The 24,368-nt window shown below is 57.3% G+C and carries 20 protein-coding genes; 5 read left to right on the top strand and 15 right to left on the bottom strand.

The features are described 5' to 3' along the window. Window positions 1–1,028: fumarate hydratase (locus HMPREF3096_RS31600; RefSeq protein ID WP_228704808.1), on the bottom strand; the 1,028-nt coding region annotated here is incomplete at its 3' end. A gap of 54 nt (window positions 1,029–1,082) precedes the next feature. Beyond that, entirely contained in the window at window positions 1,083–2,594 is a 1,512-nt protein-coding gene (locus HMPREF3096_RS22540) for an anion permease (RefSeq protein WP_012968326.1), read from the bottom strand. A gap of 641 nt (window positions 2,595–3,235) precedes the next feature. On the opposite strand from HMPREF3096_RS22540, the gene HMPREF3096_RS22535 reads away from it, so the two are divergent. Further along, on the top strand, window positions 3,236–6,013 hold the full coding sequence (locus tag HMPREF3096_RS22535; RefSeq protein ID WP_032730262.1) for a flavocytochrome c: 2,778 nt from the start codon (window positions 3,236–3,238) through the stop codon (window positions 6,011–6,013). Window positions 6,014–6,227: 214 nt separating this feature from the next. Further along, window positions 6,228–7,178, top strand: a complete 951-nt coding sequence (locus tag HMPREF3096_RS22530; protein ID WP_032730263.1) for an FAD:protein FMN transferase — start codon at window positions 6,228–6,230, stop codon at window positions 7,176–7,178. Here HMPREF3096_RS22530 and dcuR read toward each other — a convergent pair. Both dcuR and HMPREF3096_RS22520 read right to left on the bottom strand, forming a co-directional pair. After that, entirely contained in the window at window positions 7,159–7,878 is a 720-nt protein-coding gene (gene dcuR, locus HMPREF3096_RS22525; RefSeq protein ID WP_008805043.1) for a two-component system response regulator DcuR, read from the bottom strand. The two genes, HMPREF3096_RS22530 and dcuR, sit on opposite strands and share 20 nt — an antisense overlap. Continuing rightward, on the bottom strand, window positions 7,875–9,491 hold the full coding sequence (locus HMPREF3096_RS22520) for a sensor histidine kinase (protein ID WP_032730264.1): 1,617 nt from the start codon (window positions 9,489–9,491) through the stop codon (window positions 7,875–7,877). The genes dcuR and HMPREF3096_RS22520 overlap by 4 nt, the downstream gene beginning before the upstream one ends. Before the next feature lie 372 nt (window positions 9,492–9,863). On the opposite strand from HMPREF3096_RS22520, the gene HMPREF3096_RS22515 reads away from it, so the two are divergent. Continuing rightward, window positions 9,864–10,787: an N-acetylmuramic acid 6-phosphate etherase gene (locus tag HMPREF3096_RS22515; RefSeq protein ID WP_032730265.1), complete on the top strand. Its 924-nt coding sequence runs from the start codon at window positions 9,864–9,866 to the stop codon at window positions 10,785–10,787. Window positions 10,788–11,095: 308 nt separating this feature from the next. Then, entirely contained in the window at window positions 11,096–12,706 is a 1,611-nt protein-coding gene (gene mqo / locus HMPREF3096_RS22510) for a malate dehydrogenase (quinone) (protein ID WP_240321772.1), read from the top strand. A 160-nt stretch (window positions 12,707–12,866) separates the two neighbouring features. Here mqo and HMPREF3096_RS29810 read toward each other — a convergent pair whose 3' ends face one another. Continuing rightward, window positions 12,867–13,262 carry a hypothetical protein gene (locus HMPREF3096_RS29810; protein ID WP_015958364.1) on the bottom strand — a complete coding sequence of 132 codons (396 nt, stop codon included), beginning with the start codon at window positions 13,260–13,262 and terminating at the stop codon, window positions 12,867–12,869. Between the two features lie 2 nt (window positions 13,263–13,264). Further along, window positions 13,265–14,443, bottom strand: coding sequence for a hypothetical protein (locus HMPREF3096_RS22505; RefSeq protein WP_032730993.1), 1,179 nt, complete (start codon window positions 14,441–14,443; stop codon window positions 13,265–13,267). 653 nt (window positions 14,444–15,096) lie between these two features. Between HMPREF3096_RS22505 and HMPREF3096_RS22495 the strand changes: the two genes are divergently transcribed. Beyond that, complete coding sequence (locus tag HMPREF3096_RS22495) at window positions 15,097–16,023, top strand: LysR family transcriptional regulator (protein WP_032730268.1); 927 nt, start codon at window positions 15,097–15,099, stop codon at window positions 16,021–16,023. Here HMPREF3096_RS22495 and mdcH read toward each other — a convergent pair. From mdcH to HMPREF3096_RS22450, 9 genes are all read right to left on the bottom strand, one after another. Beyond that, a complete protein-coding gene (gene mdcH, locus HMPREF3096_RS22490; protein ID WP_023340079.1) occupies window positions 16,013–16,915 on the bottom strand; it encodes a malonate decarboxylase subunit epsilon in 903 nt (300 codons plus the stop codon). The two genes, HMPREF3096_RS22495 and mdcH, sit on opposite strands and share 11 nt — an antisense overlap. Then, window positions 16,915–17,532 carry a malonate decarboxylase holo-ACP synthase gene (locus HMPREF3096_RS22485; protein ID WP_032730271.1) on the bottom strand — a complete coding sequence of 206 codons (618 nt, stop codon included), beginning with the start codon at window positions 17,530–17,532 and terminating at the stop codon, window positions 16,915–16,917. Before HMPREF3096_RS22485 ends, mdcH begins: the two co-directional genes overlap by 1 nt. 3 nt (window positions 17,533–17,535) lie before the next feature. Continuing rightward, entirely contained in the window at window positions 17,536–18,495 is a 960-nt protein-coding gene (locus HMPREF3096_RS22480; protein WP_012541868.1) for an AEC family transporter, read from the bottom strand. A gap of 136 nt (window positions 18,496–18,631) precedes the next feature. Continuing rightward, complete coding sequence (mdcE, locus tag HMPREF3096_RS22475; protein WP_032730273.1) at window positions 18,632–19,432, bottom strand: biotin-independent malonate decarboxylase subunit gamma; 801 nt, start codon at window positions 19,430–19,432, stop codon at window positions 18,632–18,634. Beyond that, window positions 19,432–20,265 (bottom strand): biotin-independent malonate decarboxylase subunit beta, encoded by an 834-nt coding sequence (locus HMPREF3096_RS22470; protein ID WP_012541866.1) that lies wholly within the window; start codon window positions 20,263–20,265, stop codon window positions 19,432–19,434. The genes mdcE and HMPREF3096_RS22470 overlap by 1 nt, the downstream gene beginning before the upstream one ends. Further along, window positions 20,258–20,557: a malonate decarboxylase acyl carrier protein gene (mdcC, locus tag HMPREF3096_RS22465; protein ID WP_012541865.1), complete on the bottom strand. Its 300-nt coding sequence runs from the start codon at window positions 20,555–20,557 to the stop codon at window positions 20,258–20,260. The genes HMPREF3096_RS22470 and mdcC overlap by 8 nt, the downstream gene beginning before the upstream one ends. A gap of 17 nt (window positions 20,558–20,574) precedes the next feature. Next, a complete protein-coding gene (locus HMPREF3096_RS22460) occupies window positions 20,575–21,417 on the bottom strand; it encodes a triphosphoribosyl-dephospho-CoA synthase (protein WP_032730275.1) in 843 nt (280 codons plus the stop codon). Continuing rightward, complete coding sequence (gene mdcA, locus HMPREF3096_RS22455; RefSeq protein ID WP_008805031.1) at window positions 21,417–23,072, bottom strand: malonate decarboxylase subunit alpha; 1,656 nt, start codon at window positions 23,070–23,072, stop codon at window positions 21,417–21,419. The genes HMPREF3096_RS22460 and mdcA overlap by 1 nt, the downstream gene beginning before the upstream one ends. Before the next feature lie 225 nt (window positions 23,073–23,297). Further along, a complete protein-coding gene (locus HMPREF3096_RS22450) occupies window positions 23,298–24,332 on the bottom strand; it encodes an AI-2E family transporter (protein ID WP_008805030.1) in 1,035 nt (344 codons plus the stop codon). Window positions 24,333–24,368 lie beyond the last annotated feature (36 nt).

Raw genomic sequence — 24,368 nt, 5'->3', positions numbered from 1 at the left:
CCCGGATTGCTCTCCAGCTTCTCGATCCAGATACCGTCGCGGTTGATTTTCGCTTTGATGTTGCGGTCGGCGGAGCAGGAGACGCCCATGCCGATCGGGCAGGAGGCGCCGTGGCGCGGCAGACGGATCACCCGGATATCGTGAGCGAAGTATTTCCCGCCAAACTGCGCGCCGAGGCCGAGGTTCTGCGCTTCCTGCAGCAGCTCCTGCTCCAGCTGGACGTCGCGAAACGCCTGACCGTGCTCGTTGCCTTCGGTCGGCAGGCCGTCGTAGTAGCGGGTGGAGGCCAGCTTCACGGTCTTCAGCGTCGCTTCTGCCGAGGTACCGCCGATCACAAACGCGATATGGTATGGCGGGCAGGCGGCGGTCCCGAGGGTACGCATCTTCTCGACCAGATAGTTTTTCAGCTTCGCCGGAGTGATCAGCGCTTTGGTTTCCTGATAGAGATAGGTTTTATTGGCGGAACCGCCGCCTTTCGCCATGCACAGGAACTTATACTCTTCGCCGTCGACGCTGTAGAGATCGATCTGCGCCGGCAGGTTGGTGCCGGTGTTGACCTCTTTATACATATCCAGCGGCGCGTTCTGTGAGTAACGCAGGTTATCTTCGGTATAGGTGTTGTAAACGCCCTGCGCCAGGGCGGCTTCATCGCCACCGCCGGTCCAGACGCGCTGGCCTTTTTTACCCATGATGATGGCGGTGCCGGTATCCTGACAGGTGGGCAGAATACCTTTGGCGGCGATTTCGGAGTTGCGCAGGAACTGCAGCGCCACGTATTTGTCGTTTTCGCTGGCTTCCGGGTCGAGCAGAATCGAGGCGACCTGCTGCTGATGGGAGACGCGCAGCATAAAGGCGGCGTCGTGGAAGGCCTGCTGGGCGAGCAGGGTCAGCGCCTGCGGCTCTACTTTCAGAACCGGCTGGCCGTCAAATTCGGCGACAGAGACGTGCTCTTTGCTGAGCAGATAGTATTCGGTATCGTCGTGCGCCAGCGGGAACGGATCCTGATAAACAAACGGTTTAGTCGACATAGTCACTTACTCCATAAAGATAAAAACCGCCGGGGTGGTCCCGGCGGTTATGAATCAGAACATCATGGACATCCACGGATAGCCAATCAGCAGCAGGGCGGCCAGGAAGATGGCGCCAAAGATGGTGCCGAGGCGCCAGTAGTCTTTGGTCGGCAGGTAGCCGCTGCCGTAGTAGATTGGGCTTGGGCCAGTACCGTACGGGGTGATAATCCCCATCACGCCCAGCGAGGTGACCATCAGCAGGACGAACACTTCCATATTCATACCCGGAATGGTGGCCGCAATAGTCAGCATGGCCGGCAGCAGGGCAGTGGTGTGCGCGGTGGTGCTGGCAAACAGGTAGTGCAGCAGGTAGAACGCCAGCAGCAGGACGATGGTCGCCACGCCTGGGGAGATACCGCCCATCAGCGCGCCGCCCTCTTTACCCAGCCAGGCGATGAAACCGGTGGAGGAGAGGCCGTCGGCCAGCGCCACCAGGGTGGCAAACCAGACAAAGGTGTTCCACGCCGCTTTGTTGTTGGTGATGTCGCTCCAGGAGAGCACGCCGGTCCACAGCATCAGGACGATAACCAGCAGGGCGGCCAGCGCCGGTTCAATCCAGTCGGCGGCGAAGATCCACATCATCAGCGCGAAGCAGACGAACACCAGCAGCAGAATTTCATTGCGCGACAGTTTGCCCAGTTTTTCCAGCTCACGCGCGGCCCACAGCGGCACTTCATTATTGATTTTCACTTCCGGCGGATAGAACCAGTAAGCCAGCAGCGGCATAGTCAGGATCAGCAGGACACCGAGCGGCAGGAAGGCTATGAACCAGGTCCCCCACGAGATGTTGATGCCGACGATGCTTTTTACCAGCGCCAGGGCCAGCAGGTTCGGTGCCAGCGCTGACAGGAACATCGAGCTGGTGATACAGGCGGCGGTGATCGCCACCCACATCAGATAGGAACCGATTTTACGCGCGCTCGGGTCGTTTGGTTTTGAACCGTACAGCGGCGGCAGGTTGGCAATAATCGGGTAGATGGTACCGCCGCTGCGCGCGGTGTTAGACGGCGTAAACGGCGCCAGCAACAGGTCAGCGAAGGTGATGGCGTAGCCCAGCGTCAGGCTGCGACGGCCAAGATATTTCACCAGGATCAGCGCCAGGCGGCGGCCAAACTGGGTTTTATCGTAGCCGGCGGCGAACATAAAGGCGCCGAAGATAAGCCAGACCGTGGAGTTGCCGAAGCCGCTCACCGCCCATTTAAAGGAGGCGCCGGCCAGCTTGAAGCTCGGGGCGGCCATCTGTTCCGGGCTGAACAACAGCCACTGGCTACAGAGGGCGATCACCACCACGCCGGTGATGCCGATAACGGCGCCAGGCAGCGGTTCAAAAATTAACCCGACGATCACCCCGACGAAGATGGCGAAGTAGTGCCAGGCGTACGGCGGCAGGCCGTCCGGGACCGGAACGAACAATAACAGTACGGCAACGATAATCGGCAGCGCCATCATCAGGAGACGTTTTTTAGTCGCAGTCGTTGGATTGACTGCACCGGCAGGCGGTATGGTTGTCTTTTTCTCTTTCATAATGAGTATCTGCAAGTTGTTGAAAATAGCGTTTACGCCAGCGACATGCTCAGTGATTTCTTTAATTACAAAAGTTACTTTAGTTTTTATTTTTCGTTTCTGAGTATCGTCAGGGCGTTTATTTAACGCGTTTGTCTGGGCGTTAAATTAAATTTGTTGGTTATTTATATATTGCGCTTTCAATGGCCGTTGCAATTGATCGAGATCAAGAAAAGCAGGTGATTTCACTATTTTTTTATTATCAGTATAACCCTATATGATGAGGTGTTAATTTGGCTAAAATATCGATAAATGTTAAAATAAAAATGAACATTTAATGCTGAATTTATCAATTATCTTCGTAACCACATGAAAATAAATGTTTTTATTGAAATTCTAGATCGTTTTGAATGTTAACATAAGTATCTAAAATGTTATCGTACATTTGTATTATGTAAATGCTATTTATTATTTTAATAATACAATAGAGGTAGCGATGTTATTGTTGGGGTTAAATAGTTTTATAACTAACGTAATTGATTTAGTAACTAAAAAACACGCTATATTATTGGCATGACAACAGGAATTAAAAAACCAAAACCATTAATGATTCCGTCACCCCATTCTGAGTTTTTAATATTTTAAAATCTGGAGCGTAACTTATGACCAGTAACGAACGAATTCTGCAGCCATTTACTTTACCAAATGGTACGGAGCTGAAAAACCGTTTGCTCATGGCGCCGATGACCACCTGCACCGGTTATTTCGATGGGACTGTCACCAGCGAGCTGGTGGAGTACTATCGCGCTCGCGCCGGCAGCATCGGCACCATTATTGTCGAGTGCTGCTTTATTGATGACTACGGCCTGGCCTTCCCGGGCGCGATCGGCATCGATAATGATGAAAAAATTGCCGGCCTGGCGAAAATCGCCGAGGCGATCAAAGCGCAAGGTTCAAAAGCGATTCTGCAGATCTATCACGGCGGACGCATGGTCGACCCGCAGCTGATCGGGGGGCGCCAACCGGTGGCGCCAAGCGCTATTGCCGCGCCGCGTGAGGGCGCCGCGATGCCGCGGGCGCTGAGCGGAGAAGAAGTGGAAGGGATGATCGCCAAGTTTGGCGACGGCGTCCGTCGCGCCATTCTCGCCGGCTTCGACGGCGTCGAAATTCACGGCGCCAACACCTACCTTATCCAGCAGTTCTATTCGCCGAACTCCAACCAGCGCGACGACGAGTGGGGCGGTAGCCGCGACAATCGCGCCCGTTTCCCGCTGGCGGTCCTCGACATCACCCACAAAATGGCCCGCCAGTACGCTGACGATGCCTTTATCATCGGCTATCGCTTCTCGCCGGAAGAGATGGAGGTCCCGGGGATCCGCTTCGACGACACCATGTATCTGCTGGAAAAGCTGGCTGCCCGCGGTGTCGATTATCTGCACTTCTCGGTGGGCGCGACCCTGCGTCCCTCTATCGTCGATACCAGCGACCCGACGCCGCTGATCGAGAAATACTGCGCGATGCGCTCTGAAACCCTGGCTCAGGTGCCGGTGATGGGCGTCGGCGGGGTGGTTAACGTTGCTGATGCCGAGCTGGGCCTCGATCACGGTTATGACCTGATCGCCGTGGGCCGCGCCTGCATCGCCTATCCGGACTGGGCGGCTCGTATCGCCGCCGGTGAAGAGCTGGAGCTGTTTATCGACAGCACCCAGCGCGAGGCGCTGCATATTCCGGAACCGCTGTGGCGCTTCTCGCTGGTGGAAGCGATGATCCGCGACATGAGCATGGGCGACGCTAAATTTAAGCCGGGGATGTTTGTTGAAACCGTTCAGGATGACGCCAATGAACTGGTGATCAACGTTAGCCTCGAAAATGATCATATTGCCGATATTGAACTGGCGGCGAGCCCGGTGCAGACCGTCGAGTTCACCACCAGCTTCGAAGAGATCCGCGAACGTATTCTGACCGCCAACACCCCGCACGTGGACGCCATTTCCGGTGCTACCAGCCAGAGCGAAGCGGTGAAAAAAGCGGTCGCTAAAGCGATGCTGAAATCCAGCAAAGCGCTGGCAGCGGAAGAGGGCGGCAATGACGCCGCGCCGAAAAGTTATGACGTGGTGGTGGTCGGCAGCGGCGGCGCCGGCCTGGCGGCAGCCATTCAGGCTCACGACGAAGGCGCCAGCGTCCTGATCGTCGAAAAAATGCCGACCATTGGCGGCAACACCATCAAGGCTTCCGCCGGGATGAACGCCGCGGAAACTCGCTTCCAGCGGGTCAAAGGTATTCAGGACAGTAAAGAGTTGTTCTATCAGGAAACCCTGAAGGGCGGCCACAATAAAAACAACCCGCAGCTGCTGCGTCGCTTCGTGGAGAATGCGCCGCAAGCCATTGAGTGGCTGGCGGACCGCGGCATTATGCTCAACGACATCACCACCACCGGCGGGATGAGCATTGACCGTACCCACCGTCCGCGCGACGGGTCAGCAGTCGGCGGCTATCTGATTAGCGGCCTGGTGCGCAACATCACCAAACGCGGGATCGACGTCCTGCTGGATACCTCGGTGGAAGAGATCCTGATGAGCGGGGATGAGGTGAGCGGTGTACGTCTGGTCAACGACGAAAAAGAAGTCATTGAAGTACAGACCAAAAGCATCGTAGTGGCCACCGGCGGCTTCAGCGCCAACAGCGCGATGGTGGTGAAGTATCGTCCGGACCTCGAAGGCTTCGTCACCACCAACCACAAAGGGGCAACCGGGAGTGGTATCGCGCTGCTGGAACGCATCGGCGCTGGCACCGTGGATATGGGCGAAATTCAGATTCACCCCACCGTCGAACAGCAGACTTCGTACCTGATTTCCGAATCGATTCGCGGCGGCGGCGCTATTCTTGTTAACCAGCAGGGGAACCGCTTCTTTAACGAAATGGAGACCCGCGATAAAGTCTCGGCGGCGATTATCGCCCTGCCGGAACACTATGCGTACATTGTCTTTGACGAGCATGTGCGGGCGAAAAACAAAGCTGCCGATGAGTACATCGCCAAAGGCTTCGTCACCAGCGCCAGCTCCCCGCGTGAACTGGCGGAGAAACTGGGGATGGATTACCATGCCTTCCTCGCCACCCTCGAGTGTTACAACGGGGCAGTGGAAAAACAGCATGATGAACAGTTTGGCCGGACCACCGCGCTGCGCGCGCCGATTAACGAAGGCCCGTTCCATGCCATTCGCATCGCCCCCGGGGTGCACCACACCATGGGCGGCGTGACCATTAACACCGATGGCGAAGTGCTGAACGTTGACCAGCAGCCGATCCACGGCGCCTACGCCGCCGGTGAAGTGGTGGGCGGGATCCACGGCGGCAACCGCATCGGCGGTAACGCGGTCGCGGATATCATCATCTTCGGTACCCTCGCGGGCCACCAGGCGGCGAAATGTGCCAGAGGATAACAGGTAATTGCTGATGCCGGGCTGGCGCTTTCGCCGCCCAGCTTAGAGCCTATCTCATTAGGGCTATTTTGCTTGCCATGTTGAACCTGGGCAGCGCTCGAAATCCTCACGTACTACGTGTACGCTCCGGTTTCTGCGCGCTGTCCGTGTTCAAACTGGCTGCGCCAATTACGCCTACTGGGATAGGTTCTTATCCCTTCTGAAGGAGAGCCCGATGTCCGATAACCGTGTCTATAGCTACTCCGCCGTCCTGATGGGGTCCCCCATTCTGCTCAAACTTTATTCCCACGATGAGGCGCTGGCCTCCCGCGTATTTCAGTTAATTAAACGCTACGAAGATCTGCTTACCGTTAACCGCGCCGAGTCGCAGGTGATGGATATCAACCATGCCGCCGGACGCCATCCGGTCACGGTCAGTCGCCCGGTCTTTCAGCTGATTCAGTGCGCCAAAGCCGCCAGCATGGTGCGCGACAGCGCCTTTAATCTTGCCATCGGCCCGCTGGTGAAGCTGTGGCGAATTGGCTTTCACGGGCACAGCGTGCCTGACGCGGCTGATATCAGAGCCCGACTGGCGCTGACCCGCCCACAGGAGGTGATCCTCGATGAGACTACCTGTAGTGTGTTTCTCCAGCAGCCGGGGATGGAGTTGGATCTTGGGGCGATCGCCAAAGGCTATATCGCTGACCGCGTGCGCGATTATCTCCGTCAGCAGCAGGTGGCGAAGGCGCTGATCAATCTCGGCGGCAATGTGCATACCCTCGGCGAATGGACCATTGGCCTGAAAAAACCGTTTGCCGACGCGCAGGCGCTGATTGGCTCCCTGACGATCAACGGGCAGTCGGTGGTCACTTCCGGAACCTATGAACGTTATTTTGAGCAGGACGGCAAACGCTGGCACCATATTCTCGACCCGCGCAGCGGTTATCCGCTGGATAACGAACTCGACAGCGTGACGGTGATTTCCACGGATTCTTTAGACGGCGATATCTGGACTACGCTGCTGTTCGGCCTCGGCGTAGAGAAGGGCTGCGCAGCGCTGCGTCAGCGTGAGGATATCGACGCGATTTTCGTCACCAAAAATCGCGACATCATTCTCTCATCGCCGCAGCGGCTGCGTTTTTCGCCGCTGGACAGCGGCTATCAGGTTATTGACTGTACTGCTTAAGCAAACTGTACTGTTCGGCGACCAGGCGGTAGCGATAGACCGGTCGCCCGGTAGCGCCGTAGTGGATAGTGGTGTAGAGGATATTGATCTGCGCCAGCCAAATCAGATATTTGCGGCACGAGACGCGGGAGATATTTACGGCCGCCGCCAGCTCATCGGTAGAGAATTCAACGTCCGGATGGGCGTCAATCCACTGGCAGAGCGTACGCAGCGTTTGCGCGGTTAGCCCCTTGGGCAGCTTGCGCGCGTCGCTGGCCTCCGGCGCGCCGCCGTGCAGCAGACGGTCGACGTCGGCCTGTTCGTAATACGGCTGGCCGGTCATCAGTTTACGCTTCTCCCGCCAGGTGGTGAGCGCCTCTTCAAAGCGCGGAAACTGGAAAGGTTTGATCAGGTAATCAACCACCCCGTAATGCATCGCGGTCTGCACCGTGGCGGCGTCTGCCGCCGAGGTGATCATGATGACATCGATAGCGCGCCCCGACTCGCGGATGGTCGGCAGTAGATCCAGCCCGCTGTCCTGTTGCATGTAGACATCCAGCAGCACCAGATCGATCTCCCGCTGCTTATCGTTAATCATCTCCTGGGCCTGACTGAGCGTCGAAGCGCTCCCGCTGCAACGAAAGCCGGGAACTCTTGCCACGTACAGGCGATTCAGTTCGGCCACCATCGCATCATCGTCAACAATCAACACATTTATCACGCACGTTTCCTTTTACTATCCCAGGGGAGATGAACAAAAAATTGGGTAAATACGCCGGGTTCCGACTCGACGGCGAGGGTGCCGCCCAGTTCGCGCAGCTGCTGGTTGGCGAGAAACAGCCCGACGCCACGATTCTCGCCTTTGGTGGAGAAACCTTTGTTAAAGATAGCGTCGATATTATTTTCCGGGATCCCCGGTCCGTCATCGCTCACTTCACCGCTTAGCCAGCCGTCCTGGTAGTGCAGCAGCAGGCCGATCTCACCCTCCGCCTGGCCGCTCATGGCGTCCAGCGCGTTCTCGATAAGATTGCCCAGCACCGTCACCAGTACCGTGACCTGCTTCTCGTTCGGGCAATCCGGCACCAGGCTCTCTTCCGCCAGCGTCAGCGTAAAGCCGCACTCGGTGGCGCGCTGAATTTTACTTATCAGGAAGCCCGCCACCACCGGGGATTTAATACGGTGCTGAATGTCGCCGATGTCCGCCTGATAGCGGTGGGCGGTCTGCAGCACGTATTCCTCGAGTTTGCCATAGCTTTTCATATTCAGCAGGCCGAGGATCACGTGCAGTTTATTCATAAATTCATGAGAGGTGGTGCGCAGGGCATCCACATAGCTCATCATGCCATCCAGCCGCTGCAGCAGCTGGCTCACCTCGGTCTTATCGCGGAAGGTACAGATGGCGCCGACCACCGATTCCTGGTTGCGAATGGGCACCGTATTGCCGATCAGCAACAGGCCATTGCATCCCAGTTCGCGGTCGTACATCGGCTCGCCGCTCTGCAAGACGGTCTGCAGGTCGGCCAGTAGCGGCGTGTGGGCGAGGGTTTTGTCCGGGCCGGAAAAGAGGATCTCCTGCGCCGCCGGGTTGATCAAATTGACTTCGCCGTGGGCATCGACGGCAACGACGCCCTCCTTCAGGGCGTGAAGCATGGCCTGACGCTGTTGAAACTGGGTGGAAATCTCCTGCGGCTCCAGCCCCAGCAGGATGCGCTTCAGACCGCGTACCAGGCTCCAGGTGCCCAGCGCGCAGACCAGCGCGCTGAACAGGATGGTCAACAGTACGTCCCAGCGGCTGTTGGCGATCTGTTCGTCCACTTTACTCAGCGAAATGCCGACCACCACCACGCCAATTTGCTGGCGCTGATCGTTGAACACCGGGGTGAATACCCGCAGCGCCGGGGCCAGTACGCCGTGGTTAATGGCAACGTTCTCTTTTCCCTGCAGCGTGGGCAGGATATCCCGGCCGATAAACCGCTTACCGATGATAGAGGTATCCGGATGCGAATAGCGAATACCGTGCATATCGGTGACGATAGCGTACAGCAGGTCGTTGCGCCGGGTGATGGCTTGCGCCAGCGGCTGAATGATCTGCTGCTGCGGGGGCGCCTCCAGTCCGCGCTTCACCTGCGGCATATCGGCCATGGTGCGCGCCACCGCCAGCGCGGTCTCTTTCAGACCGTCGCGGGTGGCATTGCTGATCTGCATATACCACAGGGCATAGACCAGCAGGAGAACGGCGCCGATGACGCTGCCAATCATCAAGGACACGGCGGTGCTCAGCTTTAACGGTAAGGCGCGTTGGCGAACGCGAGGCTGCTGCTCTGATGCCTTCATGACGATCCCGGATAGATTCAGTGAAGGCATATTATCGCCGATAGGACGGTTTTCATAAAGCCGTGTAATCAAAGCCAATCGAGGCGGTTTAGCCGATACGTAAACCGTTTCACATGCTCTGCCAACAATCCTTCTGGCTGGCCATGCCGGCGAGCGGCGAAGATGAGACGTAAGACAGCATTGCTCATATAACCGACAATCGCCCGTAAAGGAGCGTTGGGGACGGTAAACTGTGACCCCGACGGCGGTAAAGCACAGAACATTCCACTTATAGTGGCGGCAGAGGTTAAATAGACCTGATGAATATAAGGATATGCATCAGGCCGCTGATTACGCCGAGATGCGCTTTTTCTGTTGTAAATGGAGGTTGTTATGAACAGTTCGCTAACCGCTGCAATGCAGGCCCGCCGTCACCCGGATACCACTCACATCGATCGTCTCGCCACGGCAGACATGCTGGCGATGCTGCATCAGGATGATAAGCAGATATCGGAGGCGGTCGGCGTCTGCCTGCCGGACATCGCCCGGCTGATTGATGTCACCACCGCGACGATGGGCCGGGGAGGGCGCCTGGTCATTATCGGCGCTGGAGCGTCAGGCCGGACGGCCATCGAGGCGGTCAGCGACTATTCGCCGGAAGGCAAACACGCGCTGGTGGGACTGATTGCCGGTGGGCAGACGGCGGCGATGGCCGAGCGGGAAACCGCAGCAAATAATTATGACCTGGGCGCCTTTGAACTGCAGTCGCTGGACTTTTCCAACCACGATATGCTGCTGGCGTTGACCGTCAGCGGCAAGACGCCATGGGTGTGGGGCGCGATGCGCCACGCCTGGTCGCTTGGGGCCCCTATCGCTGTCGTCACTCAGCAGGCGGCCAGCGAGGCGGCGCAGCTGGCGGATATCATTATTGCCCCACAGACCGGGCCGGAAGCGGTGGCAGGCTTAGCCAATCCGAAGGCTCAACTGGCCCAGCGGCAGATCGTCAACATGCTGACGACCGGGCTCGCCATCCGTGACGGTCGGGTGTACAGCAATCTGCGGGTGGACGTGCAGGCTGACAATTCGCACTGGGCGGAGCGGCAGATAGCGATTGTCATGGCGGCCACCGACTGCACGCGCAGTGAAGCAAAAGCGGCACTGGCCAGCTGCCATCAGCACTGCCGCACCGCGATCCTGATGCTGCTCAGCGGGCTGGATGCCTGGCACGCGCGCGAGCTGCTGACGCAACATCATAATCACCTGCGTCTCGCCCTGCGCGAAGCACAGCGCAGCAGCACGGCCACTCCCGCCCATTAACCCCTCTGCCAGGCGCGCGCGATTGGCGTACGCGCCTGGACTTTATTAACTAAAAAAAACTCTCTTTTTTTATTTTTCTCAGCAATCAGGCTGAATTTTCGATCTTATTTTTCACCAGGTATCATTTTGATGTCTCGCTTTACTTTTTTAAGTTAAATAATTATTTGATTAAAAGTGCCAGAGTGTAAATGATATTTTAAAATAAAGTAAAAGTGCGTTAATATGCTGCCTCTTATTACCGTGTGCTACGTGATAATTCTATTATGCCTGCAATGAAAAAAACGATTATTTCCTTTACCGCATTAGCGATGTTCGTCAGCGCGGCGACGCATGCTGAAGCGGATACCTCTAAAAAGACCGACTTCCTGCTGATTGGCGGCGGGATCATGAGCGCCTCGCTCGGCACCTGGCTGCAGGCGCTGCAGCCGGACTGGAACCTGACCATGGTGGAGAAACTGGACGGCGTAGCCCTGGAATCTTCCAACGGCTGGAATAACGCCGGTACCGGCCACTCAGCGAATATGGAGCTGAACTATACCCCGGAACGAGCGGACGGGTCGATTGACGTCAGCAAAGCGCTGGATATTAACGAACAGTTTATGATTTCCCGTCAGTTCTGGTCGGCACAGGTGAAACGCGGTATTTTGCACGACCCGCACTCCTTTATTAACTCCACACCGCATATGAGTTTCGTGTGGGGCGATAATGTGGATTACCTGCAAAAACGTTATAACGCGCTGCAGCAGACTACCTTATTCCAGGGGATGAAATTCTCCACCGATCACGCGCAAATTAAACAGTGGGCGCCGCTGGTGATGGAAGGTCGCGATCCGCAGCAGAAAGTGGCCGCCACCTGGACGCCGGTGGGTACCGATGTCAACTACGGCGAAATTACCCGCCAGCTGATCGGCAGCCTGAAGAAAAATAACCACTTCACCCTGCAAACCTCCTCCGAGGTGACCGATTTCAAACGCAATGCTGACAACTCCTGGCACGTGACGATTAAGAACGTGCAGAGCGGGGAAGCGCAGACTATTGACGCCAAATACGTCTTTATCGGCGCCGGCGGCGGCGCGCTGAAGCTGCTGCAGAAAACCGGCATTCCGGAAGCGGATAACTATGCCGGTTTCCCGGTGGGCGGCTCGTTCCTGATGACCGAGAACCCGGCGGTCACCGCGCAGCATCTGGAGAAAGTCTACGGTCAGGCTTCGGTCGGCGCGCCGCCGATGTCGGTGCCGCATCTTGACGCTCGTTATCTCGACGGGAAGCGCGTGGTGCTGTTCGGGCCATTCGCCACCTTCTCGACCAAGTTCCTGAAAAATGGTTCGTTCTTTGACCTGCTCAGCACCACCACCACCGATAACGTGCTGCCGATGACCCACGTCGGTCTCGACAACTTCGATCTGGTGAAATATCTCGTCAGCCAGGTGATGCTCAGTGATGATGACCGTTTTGCTGCGCTGAAAGAGTACTACCCGGACGCGCGTAAAGAAGACTGGAAATTGATCCAGGCCGGTCAGCGCGTGCAGATCATCAAGAAAGACGCGGAGAAGGGCGGCGTTCTGAAGCTGGGTACCGAAGTGGTGGTCGATCAGCAGAAAACGATTTCTGCGCTGCTCGGGGCGTCGCCGGGGGCTTCCACCGCCGCGCCGATCACCCTGAACGTACTCAAGCAGATGTTCCCGCAGCAGTTTAACTCGCCGGAGTGGCAGAGCCGTATTCACGCTATCGTGCCGAGCTACGGTCAGAAGCTGAACGGTAACGTGGCGCTGACCCAGCAGGTATGGGATGACACCGCCGCGGCGCTGCAGCTGACTAAGCCGCCGGTGATCCAGATGCCAGCGGCTGCGCCTACCGCGACCGCCAAGCCGGCAGAGACGCCGCGCGAGGCCTCGCCGCAGCACGATATGGCGCTGTAAAAGCAAACTCGACAGTGAACAAAAGGGAAGACCATGGTCTTCCCTTTGCGACTGGCATCAGTTTGGATTTCGATAATTATTGAACTTCCTGGTTATTTTGTTAATTACCTGGGGGCAAGGTATTTTGATGCATGATGGCAACAGCACCTCATAAAATATCTTAAGAAGAATCTTCTGAATTCTTAATCCTAATCGTATAGGTTTTATCAAATTCTCCGCCTGTCGCGACATTTGTACCAAACAGTCCGCCAGATATTCGTATGGTGACGATCCCATGTTTTACGGGTACTCCCTGCACCCTGACACAATTATGCGCAGGAGAATCATTACAATAACTCAAAGTTAATCCGGTGTCGGATGGGGTTATTTCACCTACAAATCTTTCCTTCCCATTTTCATCTAAAGCTGATACGGCGCCTCCCTTTATTATTATTTCGCTGGAATAAGCTTTTCCAACTGCTGCATCAGCAAGTGAGCTACCATATGGAGTAACGTCAGCATGTAAAACACAAGCTGACAATAAAGAGGTAATACATACAACGCTCAATTTTTTCATAATCACTTCAATGGCTTGAAAACCATTCCCCCAAAGAATCTGTTGAGAAAAAAACGCACATCTTTTCCCTTTTTTATCCAGTAAGTTGAACGGCCCCAAGAAAATAATTTTAAATTAACATATCCATTATCGTCTTGTGTTACAGAACTATCCCATACAACCCAGTGTGTAGGTAACGTTGTGTTATTTGTACTGCCTTCGAGCAGTCCGTCATTTATTAATGTGACGACTTTAAAGCCTTGCGCTACATACCTATTTAAATCTCGGATTCCTTGGACACCAGCTTGAGTGATTCCTACATTACTAAAGACCATTTCATAACCTGCTTTTTCAAACCATTCCGCTAGTGTGGGCCACATGGTGATACCTGCCACTGGAGAATCGAGAGCATCGAAGCTCAGCGCTGCATTCTCTGAATCCCTCAGGCCAGCAAGCGTTATCCAGTCTAGTCCTAATATTCTTGGCTGCCCATCACTGGTAAAAAACATACCCGTTGGATGTCTACATCCCTCTCCTGGTGAGATTGTCAGTGCGCCTATTTTAGTTTTTCCATATCGCCACAGTTCCCTGGCGGCCTGGGCATATACATCAGGACGGTCTTGTTGCAGACAGTAAAAGAATGCAGCAGGGCCGCACACGCTCGCTCCGGACTGAGAAGGATATGAGAGATTATAGAATCTGTCCTGAATTTCTGATTCTATCTTCTTTTTTTTAAACGGATCTTGCGGTGAACCTATGGGATACTCTCGCGCAATAAATGGACGTTCAGGAATAGTAATTCTTATCTCCTTTGTTTCCCCACCCTCGCTTGCAGGCTTCATTGTCCCTTTTGTCTCAAAATAACAGAGGTTCTCTCGCTTTACCGAAGACCAGGCGTTGCCTGATGCAAAGGCTTCAAGTGTGTACATTTTAGTGAATGGAACGGGGGTCACACAGACCGTATGCAACATGGTTTTGCGGTAAAGATTCATTTCCATAATATAAATTGTCGAGAGTGACTCATCTACATTTCCTGTCATGTGAGTTTGTGTTTCATAAGTTCCAGAAAATGGCTGTTGCTTTACATCTATCAGGCAATATTTATTCCTGCGAGAGTCCATGCGATAAATACACAGGTCATAAAGCAAAGAATCTGTTGGAACATTAGATCTTATTCGTGTACTAAGCTTGTAAACTGCCATCATTAATCCCTCAATGTTTAAGTGGCTATCCTTGCCGGCATCATACAACATTCATATCCAATCCACATCCCCGTTTTTGATGGTACTGTACAATGTCTGAAGCAGTCGTTTCCGGGAGAGGCTCAACCTCATTATTTTCGTTATTTACATAACCGCCTGTCCGGGACGAAAATTAAGGTCAACCTTATTAAAAGATTATCTTTAACTTGATTTTGAGCGGCCTGATAGTCTTCACCTTAGTCTCTATTGATATCTCCTTGCCAGTAATGCCGATGTTGGCCACGCAATTGTCGGCGAAGCCGATCTCATTATCACCGGATTTCTGATGGTTTTGCGTACGTACAGCTGGTATGGGCCCGATAAGCGACCGGCTGTCGTGTTTTACAGGCACTGGGCACCTGCTCCGTGTTAAGGCTGGTGCGGGCGAGAGCGCGCGTTTTTTTGCCTATATCTGCGTATCGTGAAAGTGATTACGCCGATTGCGGTCCGATGATCGGCGGACAACTGATAAAATTCACAAGGTGATACGTGATTTTTTTGGTTGCTGGTGGCAGCGGTCGACAATAGTGGTCGCAATCAAAATAGTTTTCGTGGTTATTGTTATACTGGCTTGAATTTGTAAAAGAAAATTAAACCAGGAGTGTGGAAGGGCCATGCAAGAGGATATTAACCAGGAGATCACCTTCCGCAAGCTGTCGGTCTTTATGATGTTTATGGCGAAGGGCAATATCGCCAGAACCGCCGAAGCCATGAAGCTCAGCAGCGTTAGCGTGCACCGCGCGCTGCATACGCTCGAAGAGGGGGTCGGCTGCCCGCTGTTTGTCCACAAAGGGCGCAACCTGCTGCCGCTGCAGGCGGCGTGGACGCTGCTGGAATACTGCCAGGATGTGATGAGTCTGATGAGCCGTGGGCTTGAGGCGACGCGTAAAGTCGCCGGCGTCGGTCAGGGACGGTTGCGCATCGGTACCCTCTATTCGCTGACCCTGGAAACCGTTCCGCGCATCATTATGGGGATGAAGCTGCGTCGCCCGGAGCTGGAGCTGGATCTGACCATGGGCTCTAACCAGATGCTGCTGGATATGCTGGAGGACGATGCGCTGGATGCTATCTTAATCGCCACCAATGAAGGCGAGTACAATCATTCGGCCTTCGACGTGGTGCCGCTGTTTGAAGATGATATCTTCCTCGCCGCGCCGGCGACGGAACAGCTGAATACCACTCAGCTCGCTGACCTGCGCGATTATGCCGATCGTAAGTTTGTTTCGCTGGCGGAAGGGTTTGCGACTTATGCCGGGTTTCAGGAGGCCTTTCAGGTGGCCGGTTTTGAGCCGGAAATTGTGACCCGGGTGAATGATATCTTTTCGATGATAAGTCTGGTGCAGGCAGGCGTCGGCTTCGCGTTGCTGCCGGGACGCATGAAGAAAGTCTATGAAAACGATGTGCAGCTGTTAAAGCTGGCGGAACCCTATCAGATGCGCCAGCTGATCTCTATCGTCTATTCGCACCATCGCGAGCGCGATGCCGACCTGCTGGCGCTGGCGGCGGAAGGGCGGATGTACGCCCGCAGTATTAATCGCTAAGCCGCTGCGCCAGATGGCGGGCGACATCTACGCCGCTGCGCTCCAGCGAAATGGTCTCGCCGCGCCAGCCCGCCTGGCGGGTCAGGCAGGTGAGCACCCCGCCGGGCGGCATCTCGATTGCCAGCCTGGCGTCGCGTTCATCGGCGGCGATCATCGCCTCCTGCCAGTGCACGGTGCGCGCCATGTTCATCGCCAGATCGTCGGCGATCCGCTGCGGATCCCACAGCACGCGCGCCGTCGAGCCGCTTAAATAGGCGCGCTGAGGGCGCGTTAAGGTGACGTCGGCAAAGGCTTTTGCCAGCGCTGCGGCGGGTTTATCCAGCAGTGCGCAGTGCGAGGGTACGCTGACCGCCAGCCGCTGGGCTTTACTGGCGCCAGCCCGCAGCGCCAGCTGCGCCACCTCGGCCATCGCCTCATCGCGCCCGGCGATCACGATCTGCGTTTCGGCGTTGAGGTTGGCGAGATAAACCTCGTGGCCCTGCATCAGCGCCTCAACCCGCGGGCGGGTCAGCCCCATAATCGCCGTCAGCCCGTAACCTTCGGGATAAGCCTGCTCCATTAAATCGCCGCGCAGCGCCACCAGGCGCAACGCGCTGGCGAAATCGAGCGCGCCGGCAATCACCGCTGCCGGAAACGCGCCGATAGAGAGGCCGCTGACCATCTGCGGATCCACGCCCTGGCGCTGTAGCTCGCGCGCCCAGGCGACCCCGGCGATCAGCAGACAGAGTTGTACCGCACGGGTGTGTTTTAGCGCGTCGGCGCTATCGAGAGTAGCGACTTCATCCCCCAGCACGGCGCGCGCCTGGGTGAAGATAGCCTCGCGATCGGGGAGGGCCGCCAGCATGCCGGGGCGCTGGCCGCCCTGACCGGGAAAAGTAAATAAAATCTTCATCATTCCTCCCTGTGCCACGGCGTCGCGGTTAAGCGTGCGCCATGGGATGTTTTCAGCAGCGCACGGCCATCGCGCAGCCACTCATTAAGGGCGAAGGCGCCGTAGGGCGTTTCTACCTGGGTATCGGCGCGGCACGGTAGTAGGGCCACCCGGGCCTGCCATTCCAGCAATGCCTCGCGGTCCAGCGGCTGCGGCGCGCGGATCAGCAGATCCAGATCGCTTGCCGCATGTAGCACCGGGATTTCGGTTGCCAGCGCGTAGCCGGTACTGCCGGTGACGCCCCAGCCCCAGGGCCAGCGGTGTAAGGTGAGGGCGATAGCCGCCTGAACCGGCGGCTGCGAGACAAACGGCGAACAGAGTAATGCTTCGCGCTCGACAAGCATCTCCGGGGTGACGCTGCGCACGATATTGTGCGCCTGTACCCAACCGGCGGCGCGCTGTTCGCGCTTCATGCCCCGCACCCCAACCGGGATGCGGGCCTGGCCGTCAACGTCGCGCCTCACCACCACCGGCAGCGCGGCTCGCCACTGCTGAGCCACCCACGGCTCGGCAATAGCCTCCAGAGCGCTGGCGTGGTTTAACCAAACTAAATCGTGGGGACGCGGCGTTGATGGCATGGTTTACAGTCCTGAAGTCAAAGAGATAAACAGCGGTAGCGACAGGATACACAGAACCGAGCTCAACAGCAGCACGGCTTCAGCATCAGGAGACTGGACGCCGAAGCGGTTGCCGAAGACCACGCCGAAGAAGCCGGCGGCCAGGGCAATCATCAGGATCGCGGTAATGGCGATAGAGCCGTGCAGACCCAGCAGCATCACCAGACCCCAGGCAATAAACGGCTGCACCAGCAGTTTCACGATGGTGGAAGTGGCGATCAGCGCATTGAGCTGCAGTTTACGTGCCGACAGGATCACCCCGGTGAGGAACAGCGCGGCGGCGGTGGCGGCCAGGCCCAGCGGTTTGATGGAGGCCAGCAGCATTTCCGGCATTTTGATGCCGATAGCGGAAAGCACCACCCCAAGCAGCGGGCCCCAGACGATCGGTTTTTTCACCGAGCGCCACATCAGCACCGGCAGCATCGCCAGCGTAGAACCGCTGTTTTCACCTGCGGCGCGGGCTTTTTCACGTTCCAGAATCAGCAGGCAGAACGGGGTCATCAGTACCGAGCCGCAGGCGATAGAGACCGCCACCGACAGCGAGGTTGACGCGCCTTCACCCAGCACGCTGCCGAGGATCGGCAGACCCAACGCGGCATAGTTTGGCAGGGCGACGGTGAGGGTCAGCACCGCGGCATCCTGCGGCGTGCGTTTGAACACGCTGGTGGCGAGGAAGTAGATCGCGGCATAGGTGATCCACATCGCGCCGGTCAGCACCAGCACCAGCGGCGACTGGGCGACGATACCGGCCCACGGCGTTTGTACCGTGGCGCTAAACAGCGTGGCGGGTAAGGCAAAATCCATTACAAAGATATTGAGCAGGGAGACATTTTTATTATCTACCATCCCGGCCTTACCAGCCCAGAAGCCCAGCAGCATAATGACGAAAATCGGGGCAAGAGCATGAATAATCACATAAGTCATAAATCACCTGTAAATAAAATAGAGTACTGGCGCGATTGTTATTTTTTCTAAAAACCGTCCCTTCCCGGAGCGTGTATTCCGCGCTCCGGGGGACAGCTTCCGGCAGGTTTTCTTCTACTACTTACGTACGAACGTCTTACCAGCTGGCGCGCATGCGATCGCGAACCAGTTGTGAGCTGCGGCGGTTTTCCGCGCCCAGGCGGCACTTCAGTGAGGTATCTTTGCGCGCGTCAGCGATGGCGTCGCGCAGGGTACGGCTGACCAGCGACAGATCGCCTTCGTCTGGCGCATCCGGATTATTAATATCCAGAAGGGCGGAGAGCAGGCCGAGCGTCGCATAGTTGCTGACGTCGTAGGCCATCGGCGGGATTGTCGCCGCCAGTTTCTCCAGCGCCTCCACGGTACGCAGCGTAATGCGCGCTGCCGATTCTTTACCCATCGCGTGGACCAGCACACCGCTATCGTTAAAGGCGATCAGGCGGTTGGCCTGATAGCCGTGGGCCAGAAACGCCCCGGACATCGCTTTTCCGACAATCAGGCCAATCACCGGGTGGCCGGCAAGACGGGCTTTGGCGTAGGCGCCTGCCGCCCCGGCCAGCGCCTGATGGATGCCGAAAGCTTCTTCGCGGCGGCCATAGGCCTGGCTCGGGACATCAATTACCGCGACGATCGGCCGTTTCACAGGCTGGTCGGCGTCAGCGGCGATGGTTTCATTGACCACTTTCGCCAGCGTCCAGCCTTCCAGCAAGCCGACTTCGCCGCCGGCGGCGCGCGGGTAGTGGTTGTTGGCGTCAGGCACCACGGCGATAAAGCGGACGCTTTCACCATCAATCTGGCCATCTGCGACCTGCACCGAAGGGCACAGACCACTCATCAGCGGCGCATCGGGCGCCAGTTTATTCAGCCACAGCGCGGCGCGGTTTGGGAACTGATTCATTATTTATCCTCCCGGGCAAAAAGCTGTTTAATCTGCGCGGTATCCGCCTGCTGGCGGGTATCGAACTGGCTCAAGCGACGCAGATAATCGTCATAGTTGTCGCTACGGTGCTGGGCCGGTACGCCTTTGGCGATCGCCTCATTCATTGCGGTTTTAACGGCATTAACGCCATCGTTAACCAGCGCGTCGACCAGCCCGCTGGCGGCGCGAATTTCACCCCCGGTCATGCTCCAGATAAACGGACGGTTGCGGGAGTCGTACTCTTCAATGCCGGCTTCCTGCTCGATAACCTGCGGGCCGTTGAGGCCGAGACGGGCTTCACGGGTGACGATAAGGTAGCTGCACAGCGCCGCGGCGATGGACATGCCGCCGAAGCAGCCGACGGTACCGGTAATAATGCCGACCACCGGGGTGTAGCGGCGCAGGTCGACAATCGCGGCATGAATATCGGCGATGGCGGCCAGACCGAGGTTGGCCTCCTGCAGACGTACGCCGCCGGTTTCGAGGCACAGCACCGCCTGGGTCGGGATACCGTTGCGGTTATCTTCCGCCGCCAGCTCCAGCGCGGCGGCCATTTTGGCGCCGGAGACTTCGCCCATACTGCCGCCCTGGAAGGTGCCTTCGATGGCAATCACCACCGCAGGTTGGCCGTTGATCGTGCCTTTGGCGACCACCATACCGTCGTCGGACTGCGGGACGATGCCCTGCGCGCCGAGCCACGGCGACATAATGCCTTCAAACGGATCCAGCAGTTCGCGGTAGCTGCCGTCGTCCAGCAGGGCGTGGGCGCGTTCGCGAGCGCGCAGTTCGATAAAGCTGCGATCGTTACGCATGAGCGGCCTCCTCAAAGACTTGTTCAATACGAATACGGGCGACGCCCGGCGTGGCGCCGAAGTCGTGGATAATCAACTGCCCGGCGGGCAGACCGTTGATCAGGTTCAGCCTGTCGAACAGCGCCTGCCAGCGCGCCTGGCTGTTATCCACGGAGGTAGTGATCTGTACGTTGAGCGTGGCGCTCTGTGCGGCGGTATAAAGCACTTCCATATCGCCTGAACCTACGACCCCTGCCAATGCTTTGCCGCTGAGGGCGCGGTTGGCAGGAAATGACAATGTAATCTGTTCCATAACATCCTCTGAATGCGTTAGCCGGCAACCCGGTCGAGAAACAGGGTGGCGGCAAGGAGATCGGCCGCGCCACCCGGCGAGGCGTTGTGCGCCAGCATCTGCCCATCAAGGCGCGCCAGCGCGGCGCGACCGGCGACGCTGGCGCAACCGCCCGCCGCCAGAACCTCGCGAGCGCCTTGCTGCATAGCGTGCAGGCCGTTCATGCCGGCGCGCGACAGCACGCAGGTATCGCTCAGCGAGGTCATGATGGCCATCAGCGCATCAAGGCGCGCCTGCGGCTCGCTGGCGCCTCGCGCCCGGCTCTGCCGCAGTTGCGGCAGCGCCAGGGTGGTAACATGCGGAAATCCGCGCTGCGCTTCCTCGCGTGCGCCCGGCACCTGCCAGCGGCGGCTGGCGCGCAGACCCTTACTAAAGCTTTTCGGCGCGAAACCGTCCGGCAGGCGGGCAAGGGCGGCGGCGGCGGCGGCGATCGCCTGTGATTGACCCTCTCCACCCAACATCGCCACCGCGCTGACCAGCAGGCCCAGCGCCCAAATGGCGCCGCGGTGGGTGTTAACTCCACCTGTCGCCATCATCATCTGCGCTTCACCTTCGCGACCGAGGCGGCCGACGGTTTCGCGCAGGGCGATATCCGCCGGACGCTGCCAGCTTTGCTGCGCCAGCGCGTGAAAGGTCGGCTGCAGGCTGCGGGCGGAGCGTTCCATCAGGTCCAGATTGAGATCCTGATGCGCGCCGTTGCCGCGACTATCGACCAGGCCCGGTTTCGGACTCAGACGGGCTTCGTCAATCAGACACGCGCTGGCGGTATGCGCCAGCCAGCTGACGCGGCTTTCTGCGTGCAGGGGGGAGAGATTTTTCATTACCAGCTCCGGAATTTTGCCGGTGGGTTGTACAGTCCGTCGGACCACTCCACCAGGTCGGCGACGCTGCCGGCCGCAAGTAGCGAGCGGGTGGCATCGCTACGGCGAATGCCGATATCTTCCGGGTACACCACTTTGCCGCTCTGGCGCAGGGCGGCGACGCGTTTGGCGTCCACCCCGAGGCCAATATCGGTGATCCCGGCCACCGCGGCGACCATCGCCCGGCGCTCTTCAAGGCTCTCCGCGCGGTACAGGTAAGCGATACCTTCTTCGGTCAGCACGTGAGTCACGTCATCGCCATAAATCATCACCGGCGCCAGCGGCATGCCGGAGGTTTTCGCCACCTCAACCGCGTCGAGGGTTTCAACGAAGGTCGGTTTCACGCCGGCCTGGAAGGTTTCGACCATCTGCACCACCAGTTTTTTCCCACGCTGCATCGGGTCTGGTTCAGTGATCATATTGAGCCAGGCCGGGGTGGCGTGGCGGCGACCGTGCGGGTCGTGGCCCATGTTCGGCGCGCCGCCGAAGCCGGATAGGCGGCCGCGGGTGACGGTGGAGGAGTTAGCCAGGCCATCAACCTGCAGGGTCGAACCGATAAACATATCTACCGCGTACTGACCTGCCAGCTGGCAGAAGGCGCGGTTAGAGCGCATTGAGCCATCCGGGCCGGTAAAGAAGATATCCGGGCGGGCGCGGATGTACTCTTCCATCCCCAGTTCGCCGCCGAAACAGTGCACGCTCTCCACCCAGCCGCTCTCGATGGCCGGGATTAAGGTCGGATGCGGATTCAGCGTCCAGTGTTTACAGATTTTGCCTTTCAGGCCGAGCTGTTCGCCGTAGGTGGGCAGCAGCAGTTCAATAGCAGCGGTATTAAAGCCGATACCGTGGTTAAGCGACTGCACCTGATGCTCCGCGTAGATGCCTTTGATCGCCATCATCGCCATCAGAATGTGTTCTTGCTTAATCAGGCGCGGGTCGCGGGTGAACAGCGGTTCAATGAAGAACGGTTTGTCGGCGACCACCACGTAATCAATCCACGAGCCGGGAATATCGACGCGCGGCAGATCGCATTCGTCGTCCACCAGTTCGTTGACCTGGGCTATCACAATGCCATCGTGGAAGGCGGCGGCTTCGACCAGCGCCGGGGTATCTTCAGTACTTGGCCCGGTGTACAGGTTGCCTTTGCGGTCGGCTTTATAGCCCGCGATCAGCGCGACGTTTGGCGACAGATCAACGTACAGGCGGGAGTAGAGTTCGATATAGGTGTGGATGGCGCCGATTTCGAGCAGGCCATCTTCCAGCAGCTGCGAAATGCGCAGGCTCTGGGTGCCGGAGAAAGAGAAATCCAGTTTACGGGCAATGCCTTTTTCAAACAGGTCCAGATGCTCGCTGCGCCCGACGCTGGGCATAATCATATGCAGGTCGTGAATTTTTTGCGGATTGACCTCGGCGAGCATGCGGGAGAGGAAATCAGCCTGTTTCTGGTTGTTGCCTTCCAGCACCACCCGATCGCCCGGGGCGAGCAGATTTTCCAGTACGCTGACCAGCTGGTCAGTGGGGATGACTTTGCCGGCGATCTTCGCTTCGGCCAGCCGCCGCTGTTTTTCCGTCCGGCGACGGTTCCAGACCCGCGCCGTCGTTTGTTCAGCATTCATTGTTAACCTCCTGATTCGACAAATCGTTTTGTTTGTCCTGGTGGAAGTTAGTGTGCGATGTGCGGCGCTGCGCATCAATTAAGCACGGCGGCTAATTGTTAGCTTTAGAGTAACGATTGGGTCTTACCGTTTGTGATAGGGATCAATAATACGAAAGGCGTAGTGGTCTAAGAGAAGAGCGCAGGTGAGGAAGCCGGCCGGCACTCGGTCGGCCGTGAGAAGGGGTTATTCTTTGCTGACATCACTTAATAAGAAAGCAATACTCTGACCGCCGCTGGTCTGCTCGAGGGCAATTTTGGCGATAATCGTCAGTGGCACCGACAGCAGCATGCCGACCGGGCCCAATAGCCAGCCCCAGAAGATCAAGGACAGAAACACTACCAGCGTGGAGAGCCCCAGGCCACGTCCCATCACCCGTGGCTCCAGAATGTTGCCGAACACCAGGTTGACGATCAGGTAGCCGGCCAGGACCACCAGCGCCTCGTACAGCCCGCCAAACACCAGTACCTGCAGGATCGGCGGGATGGCCGCCAGCACGGAGCCAATATTGGGAATATAGTTGAGCGCGAAGGCCAGCAGTCCCCACATGAAGGCGAAGCGCACGTCCAGCAGCACTAGCATGCCCCAGACCACCAGGCCGGTCACCAGGCTAATCGCGGTTTTCAGCACCAGATAATGCGACACGCTGTCGATGGCCCGCTGAATGGCGCCCATCCCTTCAACCGGACGGGACATCAGCTGTTGCAGCTTGGCGGGAAGCTGGGGGACCTCCAGCAGCATAAATACCACCGTCAGCAGCAGCAGAAAAATCGAGGACATCGCGTTCGACAGCTGAGTGAGCAGGCTGGTGACCAGCGTCATCACCGCGTTAGGGTCGATGTATTTATTCAGCTCCACCACCGAGACGGTGAACCCCATGCGCTGCAGCCAGGGGGCGATGGTTTGCATCGGCTCGTAGAGATAGTTGCGATATTGCGGTAAGGTGCGCGCCAGCTCGTTAAGCGAGGTCCCCAGCGAGGCCAGCAGCACAATGGCCAGCATGACGATGAGGCCAATCAGCATCGAGATCGCCAGCACGCGCGGGACCCGGCAGCGGACCAGCAGTTGTACCAACGGATTAATGATCACCGCCAGAAAGAGGGCGAGAATAAAGGGGACAATAATGTCCGCCGCAAAGCGAATGCCGGTAAGGATGATCACCAGCATGCCCAGCATGATGACCATCTTTAATCCGTTAAGTGTAATAATGGGTTTAGCCATAGGTCCCGACCTCAATCTTCCTTGCCTATTAACAGG

Origin of the sequence: Klebsiella sp. HMSC25G12 (genome assembly GCF_001807705.1) — a bacterium.
GTDB classification, from domain to species: domain Bacteria; phylum Pseudomonadota; class Gammaproteobacteria; order Enterobacterales; family Enterobacteriaceae; genus Klebsiella; species Klebsiella variicola.
The sequence above is the reverse complement of the archived record's forward strand: the minus strand, read 5'-3'. Positions and strand labels throughout refer to the sequence as shown.